The sequence below is a fragment of the Anaerobacillus alkalidiazotrophicus genome (assembly GCF_001866055.1).
Genome location: NZ_MLQS01000031.1, coordinates 221282 through 235296 on the forward strand (window position 1 = coordinate 221282; position 14015 = coordinate 235296).

The window sequence follows — 14015 nt, forward strand, 5'->3', positions numbered from 1 at the left end:
ATGATTGATAAACGTAGTTTATCTTTAGGAGCTTTCATCTTTTTAGTCAGCCTTTACTTTTATTACACAATAAGCCAATAAAACACGTTGAATAGAGTTTTAAAACTATTTTCATAAAAGATAATACTCTTATAAAGAGGTGTACTATGAAATGAAAATTATTGTTCAAAAATTCGGTGGAACATCATTGAAAAATGAAGAAACAAGGTCATTAGCTGCACAACACGTTCTTACCGCTATTAAAGAAGGATACAAAGTAGTAGTAGTTGTCTCAGCCATTGGGCGAAAAGGTGATCCATATGCAACAGATACACTCCTTAATTTAATTACTAATGAGACCGGAACATTTGTGACGAAACGTGAGAAAGATCTATTGATGTCTTGTGGAGAACTGATATCATCTGTCGTTTTTTGTAACTTACTAGGAAGTCTAAAATTAAAAACAATGGCTATGACTGGAGCGCAAGCAGGCTTTAGAACTAATGAAGATTTCTCAAACGCTAAAATTATTGAAATGAAATGTGATTATTTATTAGAAAAACTTGAAAATCATGATTGTGTTGTTGTAACAGGATTTCAAGGTATGTCTCCTAACGGTGAGTTAACAACGTTAGGGCGTGGTGGAAGTGATACTTCAGCAACCGCACTGGGCGCTGCAGTACAAGCGGAATGGGTTGATATTTTTACAGATGTTGAAGGACTAATGACTGCAGACCCTAGGATTGTATCTGAAGCAAAATCTATTCATACTGTAACATACAATGAGGTTTGTAATATGGCCTACCAAGGTGCGAAGGTCATCCATCCACGTGCGGTGGAAATTGCAATGAATGCCAAGCTACCAATTAAAATTCGTTCTACTTTTTCCGATTTAGAAGGGACGTTAGTTACTTCAGATAATAAGCGACGTGGTGGAATGGATGTTGAAGAAAGACTAGTTACTGGTATCGCCTATGTTTCAAATGTTTCACAAATCAAAGTTTTAGCAAAAGATGGAGATTACAATCTTCAATCGCAAGTTTTTAAAGCGATGGCGAACGAAGGAATTAGTGTTGATTTTATAAATATTAATCTTATGGGTGTAGTTTACACTGTTATGGATGAAAATACAGATAAAGCAATTGAACTTCTTAGAGGTATGGGATATGAACCTATCGTAACAAGAAAACTTGCTAAAGTTTCTGTGATTGGTGCTGGGATGACAGGTGTTCCTGGGGTTACAGCTAAAATTGTCGGCAGTCTCGCAGAAGAAAATATCAGTATTTTACAATCGGCAGACTCACATACAACAATCTGGGTATTAGTAAAAGAAGAAGATAAGGTAAAAGCTGTTAATGCGCTGCACCGAATATTTAAACTGGATCAAAATTAATCTGAAATATTTTTAGATAATCAAAAAAATTTTGAATAATACTACGTCGTAGTGAAGTTTTTGTGCCAAGGTAAAAAAGTATAAAATTTCTAATTTGGAAACTGTCTAGCGCAAGCAGCCTATGAGCTCGGTCACTTCAGTTCGTCAATTGCGCTCAAAGAGTAGACCGCTACTTGCCGACCTTCCAGTGTTTGTCGCCGATAGGCGGGCGCCTTGTGCTTTTCTTATGAGTCTTGAATTATGTGAATGACAAAGGGGTTGAATAACGTGAATTTTGGGCATGTAATTACTGCTATGGTAACACCTTTTGATCATAATAACCGAGTTGATTTTTCAAAAACGACTAAGTTAATTGAACACTTAATCAATACTGGGACAGATTGTTTAGTGGTTGCAGGTACGACTGGTGAATCGCCAACTCTTAGTTTTGATGAGAAGGTTTCATTATTTGAGCATACAGTTGAAGTTGTAGCAGGTCGAATACCTGTGATTGCAGGGACAGGGAGTAATAATACCTTTATTTCTATAGAGCTTACAAAAAAGGCTGAGAGTGTTGGAGTTGATGGTGTTATGCTTGTAGCTCCATATTATAACAAGCCATCTCAAAAAGGTATGTATGAACATTTTAAAACAATCGCAAATGCCACTACTTTACCAGTCATGCTCTACAATATACCTAGCCGTTCAGTTGTAAACATGACGACTGAATTAGTCGTAGAATTATCAAAAATAGATAATATTATCGCTATCAAAGAGGCGAGTGGAAATTTAGATCAAGTTACTTCCATCATATCAGGAACATCTGATGATTTTCTCGTGTATAGTGGAGATGATAGCCTAACTCTTCCTTTACTTGCTGTAGGGGGAAATGGTGTCGTTTCGGTTGCTTCACATGTGGTAGGAAAAGAGTTTAAGGAAATGATAACAGCATTTAATTCAGGCCAACTGAAAGAGGCAGCTAAGCTACATCAACAGCTCCTCCCACTAGTTAAAGCATTATTCAAAGCTCCTAATCCATGTCCAGTTAAAGCAGCATTAGCGCTTAAAGGAATAGATGTTGGTGGTGTTCGCTTACCACTAGTTCCGCTCTCTGAAATTGAGCGAGAAGATTTAGCAAAAGTATTGAAATAAAAATCTTTTCAAAAATCTTTCATAAATTCATCTCCAAAAAGGAACCGTATTATTTTGTAGATATAATGGTTCCTTTTCTCGTTTTACTTTCCTTTTTTCCTCATATTTTGTTTGCTATTTAATTGCTATATATAATCCCTAATTTGTTGTTTAATTATTTTTTCCACTATTACATAAATATTCTTGTGTTCCAATTATAAGATAAGTTATACTACAAACAAGTGATTAGTTCGGGTCTAAAAAATAATAAGTGTATTTTGATTATTGATGAAAATTTAATATGGGAGGAACAAGTACATTGATAAAGCAAGATTCAGATAAAATACGTGTTTTTTCTCTGGGCGGCGTAGGGGAAATTGGAAAAAACATGTATGTAGTAGAGGTAGACAATGACCTAATAGTTGTTGATGCAGGATTAATGTTTCCTGACGATGATATGTTAGGGATTGATGTTGTTATACCTGATATTTCCTATTTGTTAGAAAACGAGGATCGTGTAAGAGGAATATTTTTGACACATGGTCATGAAGATCACATTGGTGCTCTTCCATATATACTACAGAAGATTAGTGTGCCGATTTATGGCACGAAATTGACTCTAGGTATCGTTAAAGCAAAGCTGTCCGAAAATGGTTTAGAAAAATCCGCCGATTTAAGACTTATTGACAATAATTCGAAACTAATAGTTGGTACGACAACAGTCACATTCTTTAGGACTAATCACAGTATTCCAGATTCTGTTGGCGTATGCATCGAAACAAAACAAGGCTCAATCGTCCATACGGGTGACTTTAAATTTGATCAAAACCCAGTAGATGGAGTAATTGCAGAAATTGGGAAAATGGCTAGTATTGGTGAAAAAGGGGTATTATGTCTACTTTCTGACAGTACTAATGCTGAAAGGCCAGGAGTATCTATTTCCGAAAGTGTAGTTGGACAAGGAATTGCAGATGTTTTTTATCAGTCAAGCGGTAGAATTATTGTCGCTACATTTGCATCAAACGTTCATAGAATTCAACAAATATTTAATGTATCGAAGGCCATGGATCGCAAAGTAGTAGTGTCGGGTCGAAGTATGGTAAAAATCGTTTCAATAGCAACGGAACTAGGGTATTTACACATCGACAAAGATATTCTAATAAAAGAAGAAGATATCAATAAATATGATGATAGCAAAGTCACAATCTTAACGACTGGAAGTCAAGGCGAACCTATGTCTGCGCTTACGAGAATGGCTAAAGGTGCTCATAAACAAATCGCTATAAAGCCAAGCGATACAATCATTATTTCTGCAACACCAATCCCAGGGAATGAAAAATCGGTAACAAAAGTTGTTGATTTATTATATCGTACAGGTGCTGAGGTTGTTTTTGGTGAGAAGAATGTCCACACAACTGGGCATGGTTGTCAGGAAGAATTAAAGCTGATGTTAAATCTAATGAAACCAAAGTACTTCATTCCAATTCATGGAGAATTTAAAATGCAGTATGCACATCGAAGTCTCGCGAAGTCTTGTGGTGTGAAAAATGATAACATCTTCTTAATTGATAAAGGGGAGGTTGTCGAATTTTTTAACGGTGAAGGAAAACCGAGTGGGAAAGTAACCTCTGGAAATGTTTTGATTGATGGTATCGGAGTGGGAGATGTAGGGAATATCGTCTTAAGAGACCGCCGACTCTTATCTAATGATGGAATTTTAGTAGTTGTTGTTACCTTAAACAAAGAAAATAATGGAATTATTTCTGGTCCTGATATTATTTCACGAGGATTTGTATATGTGAGGGAAAGTGAAAAGTTACTTGATGAAGCTAATAAGCTCGTCGCAGAAACATTAGCAAAATGCATGGATGAAAATGTAAACGAATGGTCCTCTTTAAAAAGTAATGTTCGAGATGTCTTGAGTCGATATCTGTATGAGAAAACTCGCCGTAGACCGATGATTTTACCAATTATTATGGAAGTATAAAAAAATGGTTAGTTTAATGATTCATGATCCGCGCCCCTAAGATTTCATATTTAGTTAGGTTGAAACGTTCGTAACTAAATGTTTTATGTGGCTCGTTTTTTTACTAATGATGGAATTGAAAAAAATAAAAACTTGGCGATTTTGCCAAGTTTTTATTTTTTTAAGGTAATTTAAATTTCTAACAAAATAAGGAAAAATCTGAAGTTACAAAGCTGTTTCTTTTTGAACTAAAAAAACAGACGTCATGTAATGGGGTGCATTATTAGTTGTAGAGGTGCAATTCACCTTTCTTTTTACTAAATGAAAACAGATTCATAAATAACTTAAATAATCTCATACTACTAGTAGGCTTATTTAGAGGAGGATAAAAAATGAATGATCGCATGTCAGATACACAGCAAGACGAACAAAAGGAACAAAAACCATCGGGTATTGTAGAGAAAATTCAACAATTAGGACAAACAAATGTTGCCCAAATGGAACAATCAAATATACATGTCGTTACAATTATTGGTCAGATAGAAGGCCATATGCAATTACCACCACAAAATAAGACAACCAAGTACGAACATATAATTCCCCAGCTCGTTGCAGCTGAACAAAACCCTAAACTAGAAGGTATGTTGGTTATATTAAACACAGTAGGTGGGGACGTTGAAGCAGGGCTCGCGATTGCTGAAATGATCTCAACGATGTCAAAACCTACAGTTACATTAGTATTAGGAGGAGGCCATTCCATTGGTGTACCGATAGCAGTGGCTTCAAACTATAGCTATATTGCAGAAACGGCTACAATGACGATTCATCCGGTTCGTTTAACTGGCTTAGTGATAGGTGTTCCTCAGACATTTGAGTATTTGGATAAAATGCAAGAACGAGTTATAAAGTTTGTAACGAATAATTCTACAATTACCGAAGAAAAATTTAAAGAATTAATGTTTTCCAAAGGGAACTTAACAAGAGATATTGGAACAAATGTAGTGGGTCCAGATGCCGTCAAGTATGGAATTATAAATGAGGTTGGTGGTATTGGTAAAGCGATAGCGAAGCTTAACGAACTAATTGAACAAAATCGGAATGTTGATGGAGGAGAGATTATGCAATGATTCTTTATACGACAATGCCAGAGGAATTTATTTTTCCTCATCAGGATGAAGTGTTTTCGAAACAAATCACCATAGAAATTAAAGAAGGGCAGTTAATAGTTGAACAAGTTTCTAACCATGAATTTAGGATCGTTCGATTACTTAGTACAGACCCTATGGCATTTTTGAATGAAAATTATTCACCTGGGAAGATGATTGCACTATATTAACTCCATTTCTCTAGTTTTTATTTTTGAGATTATGGTATAATAAGCATATTCAAGAAATGATTGCATAGAAGCAGCCGTATCATCGGCTGCTTCTTCATTCATACATTACAAAGACTATGGTAGGATTTTCATTCTAGTTGATCCTAATTTTTAGAAGTTTTAATTAAGAGGTGAAACAATGGCTACAAGAAAAAAACAAAAAAAAGTAGAGTGGAAAAAGCAACTCACATTTGAACTAATTGGTCTTTTCCTAATAGTGTTAGCTTCTGTTTCCTTTGCTAGTTTAGGAAGTGTCGGGGAAGGACTTACTCACCTATTTAGGTTTTTTCTAGGTGAGTGGCATGTAGCATTAACGATTGGTTTATTTTTCATATCATTATATTTAATGATAAAAAGAAAGTCTCCTAACTTTATGTCAAGGAGATTAGTTGGTATTTATTTATTAGTTTTTTCATTTGTTTTATTAAGTCATATTCGCTTGTTTGACCTTTTTTCAAAACAAGGTGAATTTATTGATGGCTCTGTTATTCGAAATACATGGGAATTATATTGGTTACAAGTAAAAGGAGATACATCTATTACTGACCTTGGGGGAGGTATGGTAGGTGCTATTGGATTTGCCATCACTCACTTTTTATTTGCGGCTAGTGGTACTGTTGTCTTTTCTTTATTTATTATTATTACAGGGATAATATTAATAACTGGAAAATCATTTACTGATATAATATTAAATTTTCTTACTTATTTCGGAACAACTTTTTCCACAATAACTAATAAAATAAAAACATATTTAATAAATGTAAAGCAGCAATTTCATAATAAATGGGAAGAAAAAAAGCAGAAACAAACAGAAAAATCACCAGTGATTGTTACAGGAGTAAGTAATCAAGAGGATGGAAATGACCAAAAACCACAACCTGAACCAATTATTTATGACTTTTCAAAAAGAGCGTATGAAACTGACTCAGATAAAACAGAGAATAATAGTCATCCAATGAGTTCAGAAGAAGAAACGGCCGAAAAAGAGGTTGAAGTACATAATACTGGTGTATCTAAAGAAGCACTTATTGTATCTGTAGAGACAAATGAAAATTACTTGGTGCCATCTTTGGAGTTATTACAAAATCCAAAGAAAAATAATCAATTCCTAGAAAGACAACATATTTCTGCAAATGCAAAAAAACTTGAACAAACGCTAGAAAGCTTTGGTGTTAAAGCGAAAGTTTCTAAAGTTCATTTAGGACCTGCGGTTACGAAGTATGAAGTTTATCCTAATATAGGTGTAAAGGTAAGTAAAATTGTAAATCTTGCTGACGATTTGGCATTAGCCTTAGCAGCTAAAGATATACGTATTGAAGCTCCAATTCCAGGTAAATCTGCAATTGGTATTGAAGTACCAAACCAAGAAGTGGCTATTGTAACACTGAAAGAAGTTTTAGATGCTACAACCACATTAATAGAAGCATCAAAACTACTAATTGGTCTTGGGAGAGATATATCTGGTGATCCAGTTCTAGCAGAACTCAATAAAATGCCTCACCTTCTTGTAGCAGGGGCCACAGGAAGCGGTAAAAGTGTTTGTATTAATGGGATTATTGTAAGTATTCTCATGAGAGCAAAACCTCACGAAGTAAAACTAATGATGATAGACCCTAAAATGGTAGAATTAAATGTTTATAATGGTATTCCTCACTTATTAGCACCTGTTGTTACGGAACCTAAAAAGGCTTCACAAGCTTTGAAAAAAGTAGTAAATGAAATGGAACGCCGTTATGAGTTGTTTGCTCATACAGGCACAAGAAATATTGAAGGATATAATACATTAATAAAAAATCAAAATGAAACTAGTGATGCTAAGCAAGCTACGTTGCCGTACATTGTTGTCATTGTAGACGAGCTAGCTGATCTAATGATGGTCGCTTCAAGTGATGTAGAAGATAGTATAACAAGGCTAGCACAAATGGCTAGAGCTGCAGGTATCCACTTAATTATTGCGACACAAAGACCTTCAGTTGATGTTATTACTGGTGTTATTAAAGCAAATATCCCATCTAGAATTGCGTTTGGGGTTTCTTCACAAACTGATTCAAGAACGATCCTTGATATGGGTGGTGCGGAAAAATTATTAGGTAGAGGGGACATGCTCTTTTTACCTGTTGGAGCATCAAAACCTGTTCGTGTGCAGGGAGCTTTTCTTTCTGATGATGAAGTTGAAAAAATTGTTAATTTTGTGATCGCCCAACAAAAAGCCCAATATCAAGAAGATATGATGCCAAAAGAAGAAGATCAAGCCTCAGAGGATGTTGGCGATGATTTATACGAATCTGCTGTTGATTTAGTTACTGAAATGAACACAGCTTCTGTTTCTATGTTACAACGTAGATTTAGAATCGGATACACGAGAGCTGCTAGACTAATTGACGAAATGGAAGCTCGTGGCATTGTTGGTCCGTATGAAGGAAGTAAGCCTAGAGAGGTTCTTGTCTCAAAAAGAACTGAGAGTGATGTATCATCTGGGTAAAGCATAACTTTAGTTCTAAGCTTGATCGTTTAGAGTCTCGAAGCCTAAAATGTGAAAATTCTTAACACAAAATAAGTTTACACAATTATGGAATTGAAATAGGTAGTGGAGGGAAGTATGTGATTAAGTCTGATCATCGACCATTATATTTACAAGTTATCGATAAAATTAAAAATGATATAGAAGAAGGGATCTATGAAGCTGGTGAACGTTTACCTTCTGAGTTTGAATTATCAAAACAGTTAGGTGTAAGTAGGGCTACATTACGTGAAGCGCTAAGAATCCTTGAGGATGAAAATGTTATTACTAGGCGTCATGGAGTTGGAACGTTTATTTGTAGTAAGCCAATATTTTCATCTGGTATAGAGGAGTTATTTAGTATTACTGATATGATAAAACGTGGAAATAAAAAACCAGGTACTATATTCGTATCGTCTGAATTAGTTACAGCGACCGAAGATGATATTGAAAAGTTCCAGATAGAAGATCTTGATGAAGTCAGGATTGTCAAACGGGTTCGTACAGCAAATGACGATCCTGTGGTTTATTGTTTAGATAAAATTCCTAAAGTTTACTTACGAAATCGCGAATCTTCTTATGAACAATCCATTTTTGAAAGGTTAGAAAAAGAAGGGACATCGATTTCCTACGCTATAACACAAATCGAACCAATAGGGTACCATGAAGAAGTTTCAGAAATTTTACGATGTGGACCCCAAACAGCATTACTCGTCTTAAGACAAATGCACTACGATGATCAAGAACGACCAATCCTTTACTCTATTAACTATTTTCGGGCGGATCAATTTATATTTCATGTGCTAAGAAAGCGAGTATAACATTTTCTTTATATTTCTTAAGATACTAACATAAAATTATAAGGGAACCTTCTAGTTGGGTCATATCACCTCTTCAAGAAGGATAAACTATAAAATAGAGATCCTATATGGATCTCTTTTTAACATTTTTCCTTTTTTTATCGGTTATAATAAGAATTAGATTTACTAATAAGCTGGAATACAAGGAGTGAGGAATTGTTGGATACGACTTCAAAGGTGAAAGATATGAAGGCTAATGGCCTAGACCTTCATGTAATTGAAACAAAGCAATATAAAACAAATACAATTGTATTACATATTAAGGCACCACTCACAAAAGAAACCGTTACGAAACGAACGCTACTTCCATATGTACTACAAAGTGGTACAGAAAACTTTTCTTCTAGACAAGAAATTAGAAGTAATTTAGATGAAATTTATGGAGCTACCCTCACAGCAGATGTAAGTAAAAAGGGAGAAAATCATATATTATCGTTTCGTATGGATGTGGTCAATGAAAACTATTTAAAAGATAAAACCCCGTTATTAGAGGAAGCTCTTAAGTTATTGGCAGAAATTCTTCTTAAACCAGTTAAAGAGTCAGGAGTATTTCAAAGTACAATTGTTGCAAATGAAAAGCGAAATTTAAAACAGAGGATACAGTCTATTTTTGATGATAAAATTCGCTATGCAAATATGCGTGTTACTGAAGAGATGTGTAAAGAAGAACCTTATGGGATAAATGTGTGGGGTTATGAAGATGAAATTGACGATGTAAATCCTGAGGATCTTTATCACCAGTACACTTCCATGCTTTCAAACGATGGGTTTGATTTATATGTTGTTGGTGATGTAAAAAGTGAAAACATCCAAGAGTTGGTAAGTAAATATTTCACATTTACCAATAATGGTAAGCAAGGACAAAATAAGGTTGCTAATAGCAAAAAAGAAATAGAAAAAGAACATGTAGTAATTGAGGAACAAGATGTTAAGCAAGGAAAGCTACATATTGGCTTTCGCACAAATACCACTTATCAAGACGATGATTATTTTGCAATGCAAATGTTTAACGGATTATTTGGCGGATTTTCTCATTCGAAACTTTTTATTAACGTACGTGAAAAAGCAAGTCTAGCTTATTATGCTTCTTCTAGGTTTGAAAGTCATAAAGGAATATTAATGGTTATGTCTGGAATTGAATTTAAGAACTATGACCAAGCAGTCACAATAATAAAAGAGCAACTGAAAAGTATGCAGAGTGGTGACTTTACTGATGAAGAAATAAAACAAACTAAGGCAGTAATTAAAAATCAACTGCTTGAGACTGTTGATGTAGCAAAAGGCTTTGTTGAATTACTATATCACAATGCTGTAGGGGCTAAATCAAGAACAATTGATGAATGGTTAAACGGTATTGAAAATGTCACGAGAGATGACATTATAAATGTAGGAAAAAAAATACAGCTAGATACAATTTATTTCCTAAAAGGAAAGGGGGCTAGTTAGATGGAAAAAATTGATTTTGAGCAACTGAATGAAACCTTATATCACGAAACATTAGAAAACGGATTAGAAGTGTATATTGTACCAAAACAAGGTTTTAATAAAACATATGCTACGTTTACTACGAAGTATGGTTCAATTGATAACCACTTTATTCCTCTTGGTGAGAGTGAGCCATTAAAAGTACCTGATGGTATAGCTCACTTTTTAGAGCACAAGATGTTTGAGGACGAAGAAGGTGATGTCTTTCAACTGTTCAGTAAACAAGGAGCATCTGCAAATGCATTTACAAGCTTTACAAGAACGGCCTATTTGTTTTCTAGCACATCCGATGTAGATAAAAATATTGAAACACTCCTTGATTTTGTACAACACCCGTACTTTACTGAAGAAAGTGTAGAAAAGGAGAAGGGAATTATCGGCCAAGAAATAACGATGTACGATGATAACCCAGACTGGAGGGTTTATTTTGGTGTCATTGAAAATATGTACAAAAATCACCCAGTAAAAATTGACATAGCCGGAACAATACCATCGATTGATAAAATTACGAAAGATCTATTATATCAATGTTACGAAACGTTCTATCATCCAAAGAACATGGTTTTATTTGTTATCGGGCCTATTGACCCAAATGAAACAATTGAATTAGTTCAAGCTAATCAATCGAAAAAAAACTTTAAAGAAATGGAAAATATAAAGAGAATTTTTGATGATGAACCAGCTGCAGTAGCAAAAAAGAAAGAAACTTTGAAGATGTCAGTTCATACACCAAAATGTTTAGTTGGCTTTAAAGAAAAGAATCCTAACAGACAAGGGGAAGAATTGTTAAAGCATGAACTTTCTATTAATATAATTTTGGATATTATGCTAGGACAGAGTTCTAATAATTATGAGGAACTATATAATGAAGGGTTAATTGACGATTCTTTTTCATTTGACTATTCAGCAGAAAAAGGTTTTGGGTTTTCAATTATTGGTGGTGATACGAAAGATCCAGATATGTTAGTGAGTCGCCTCCAAGAAATGATACAATCATTTTTATCTACACCTTTAGATGAAGAAGTTTTTCGTCGGAGTATAAAGAAAAAAATTGGTGCATTCATGAGATCGCTAAATTCACCAGAATTTATAGCTAATCAATTTACAAGATATCAATTCAATAACATGAACTTGTTTAATGTCGTTGAAACATTAGAAGGACTATCGATTCAACAACTTGAACAGACAATGAAAGAGCATTTTGATTTAGAAATGTTTACGGTTTGCCAAGTGCTTCCAAAATAAAAATAAAAAAGGTATGAGGAGAACAGTGAAGTTTGCTTTAATAACAGGTGCTAGTGGTGGAATCGGCAAAGAAATAGCTCGCAGTTTCGCCAAGGAAGGGTATCAATTATACTTACATTATCATGAAAATGAACAAAGTATTGATGAATTAATAACGGAGATAAAAAACGTAGAGGTCTGGAAAGTAAAAGCTGATTTATCCACGAAAGAAGGAGTAATGCAAATAGTGGATGCCATTCATACTCCAATAGATTGTCTTGTGTTAAACAGTGGAAAAAGCTATGTTGGTTTAATGACGGATATGACAGATCAAGAGGTCGAAGCTATGGTATTTCTTAATATAACGAGCCCTTTCTTACTTACTAAAGCACTATTACCTTCTATGATAAATAATAAAAGTGGAAAAATAGTTGCAATTTCTTCTATCTGGGGTATAACTGGTGCTTCATGCGAAGTGTTATATTCGACAGTTAAAGGTGGATTAAATACGTTTGTAAAAGCTCTCGCTAAAGAAGTGGCTCCTAGTGGAATAAGAGTAAATGGGGTTGCTCCCGGAGCTATTTCAACAAAAATGCTAGATGAGTTTAGTAAGGAAGATATAGACGAACTTTGTAATGAAATACCTATGGGTAGGTTAGGTAATGCAACGGAAGTGGCTGATCTAGTTACATTCCTAAGTTCAGAAAAAGCCTCGTATATAAATGGTCAAATAATTGGAATAAACGGCGCTTGGCATTAGCTTTATTTATCCCACACAAAATGATACTTGTATATTTTTGTTTCTCTTTTGACAAAATAACATTGAATACAAACTAAGGAGGGACAAAAATGTCTGTATTAGATAATTGGGACCAATGGAAAGATTTCTTAGGAGATCGTTTGCAACAAGCTCAACAAGAAGGTATGAATGATCGAGTAATTAATGATGTTGCTTATCAAGTTGGAGAATACTTAGCAAAGCAAGTTGAACCTAAAAACGATCAAGAACGAGTGTTAGCAGATCTTTGGAATGTTGCTTCAGAAGAGGAACAGCACGCAATTGCTAATATGATGGTTAAATTAGTTAAAAGTTAATATATGTTTAAAAGAGTTAGGTGTTGCTTGGATGCAACACCTATTTTCATAAAAAAATGGTAAATAATGATCTACTTTAATATTTAAGTCAATAAACATATAAATATGACTTTCATTCAGCAAAAAAATGAATTATGATATAAAAAAGATACTCTGAAGATTTTTTGTGTATTTGATTAATGCTTATGTAGTAAATTATCAGTTCTTACTATTTATTTTCCATTACTTTGGGGAAAGGAGTTGAACTATGTCAAAAAAAGAATGGTACTTAGAATACCAAATACATAAAAATCGTCCAGGATTATTAGGTGATATCGCATCATTACTTGGAATGTTATCGATAAATATTATTACGATAAATGGTGTCGATCATATGAGAAGAGGGATGTTAATTCGTAGCGAAGATAATGATCAAATTGAACGACTTACTAAAATTTTAAATACGATGGATAATATTTCAATAACGAAAGTAAGAGAACCTAAACTTAGGGATAGGTTAGCGGTAAGACACGGTCGATATATAGAAAGAGATGGAGATGAAAAGAAGATTTTTCGCTTTGTTCGTGATGAACTAGGAATACTAGTTGATTTCATGGCTGAACTTTTTAAGAAGGAAGGTCATAAACTAATAGGTATTAGAGGAATGCCTCGAGTCGGAAAGACAGAATCCATTGTTGCAGCAAGTGTTTGTGCTAATAAGCGATGGTCATTTATTTCATCGACCTTACTTAGGCAGACCATTAGGAGTCAATTAGCTGATGACGAACTTTCAGAGAATAATATTTATATTATTGATGGGATCGTTACAACAATGCGTGCTACAGAAAGACATCGATTATTAGTTAATGAAGTAATGCGCTTATGTTCAAACAAGGTCATTGAGCATCCAGATATTTTTGTTAGAGAGACAGAGTATACACTAGATGATTTTGACTACATAATAGAGTTAAGGAACAATCACGAAGAAAAAATAACATATGAAGCTATTGACCCAGGGTTTTCTTCATTTGATATAAGTTAAAGAGTTG

12 protein-coding genes are annotated in these 14015 nt (G+C 34.3%); all 12 read left to right on the forward strand.

Translation table 11 applies throughout. From position 1 onward, the window contains the following. The first annotated feature begins 151 nt into the window (after positions 1–151). Entirely contained in the window at positions 152–1372 is a 1221-nt protein-coding gene (gene dapG / locus BKP45_RS20215) for an aspartate kinase (protein ID WP_071390955.1), read from the forward strand. A gap of 246 nt (positions 1373–1618) precedes the next feature. After that, positions 1619–2503, forward strand: coding sequence for a 4-hydroxy-tetrahydrodipicolinate synthase (gene dapA, locus BKP45_RS20220; RefSeq protein WP_071390956.1), 885 nt, complete (start codon positions 1619–1621; stop codon positions 2501–2503). Positions 2504–2783: 280 nt separating this feature from the next. Next, entirely contained in the window at positions 2784–4469 is a 1686-nt protein-coding gene (locus BKP45_RS20225) for a ribonuclease J (protein WP_071390957.1), read from the forward strand. 371 nt (positions 4470–4840) lie between these two features. Then, complete coding sequence (locus BKP45_RS20230) at positions 4841–5575, forward strand: ClpP family protease (RefSeq protein WP_071390958.1); 735 nt, start codon at positions 4841–4843, stop codon at positions 5573–5575. Beyond that, on the forward strand, positions 5572–5784 hold the full coding sequence (locus tag BKP45_RS20235; protein WP_071390959.1) for a YlzJ-like family protein: 213 nt from the start codon (positions 5572–5574) through the stop codon (positions 5782–5784). The genes BKP45_RS20230 and BKP45_RS20235 overlap by 4 nt, the downstream gene beginning before the upstream one ends. 178 nt (positions 5785–5962) lie before the next feature. After that, on the forward strand, positions 5963–8305 hold the full coding sequence (locus tag BKP45_RS20240; protein ID WP_071390960.1) for a DNA translocase FtsK: 2343 nt from the start codon (positions 5963–5965) through the stop codon (positions 8303–8305). A gap of 119 nt (positions 8306–8424) precedes the next feature. Further along, positions 8425–9144 (forward strand): GntR family transcriptional regulator, encoded by a 720-nt coding sequence (locus BKP45_RS20245; RefSeq protein WP_071390961.1) that lies wholly within the window; start codon positions 8425–8427, stop codon positions 9142–9144. Between the two features lie 225 nt (positions 9145–9369). Further along, positions 9370–10629, forward strand: a complete 1260-nt coding sequence (yfmF, locus tag BKP45_RS20250; protein WP_071391049.1) for an EF-P 5-aminopentanol modification-associated protein YfmF — start codon at positions 9370–9372, stop codon at positions 10627–10629. Further along, positions 10630–11913: an EF-P 5-aminopentanol modification-associated protein YfmH gene (gene yfmH, locus BKP45_RS20255; RefSeq protein ID WP_071390962.1), complete on the forward strand. Its 1284-nt coding sequence runs from the start codon at positions 10630–10632 to the stop codon at positions 11911–11913. A gap of 25 nt (positions 11914–11938) precedes the next feature. After that, positions 11939–12652 (forward strand): elongation factor P 5-aminopentanone reductase, encoded by a 714-nt coding sequence (ymfI, locus tag BKP45_RS20260; protein WP_071390963.1) that lies wholly within the window; start codon positions 11939–11941, stop codon positions 12650–12652. An 89-nt stretch (positions 12653–12741) separates the two neighbouring features. Next, a complete protein-coding gene (locus BKP45_RS20265; protein ID WP_071390964.1) occupies positions 12742–12987 on the forward strand; it encodes a DUF3243 domain-containing protein in 246 nt (81 codons plus the stop codon). A 247-nt stretch (positions 12988–13234) separates the two neighbouring features. Beyond that, positions 13235–14008 (forward strand): DUF3388 domain-containing protein, encoded by a 774-nt coding sequence (locus BKP45_RS20270; protein ID WP_071390965.1) that lies wholly within the window; start codon positions 13235–13237, stop codon positions 14006–14008. Positions 14009–14015: the final 7 nt, after the last annotated feature.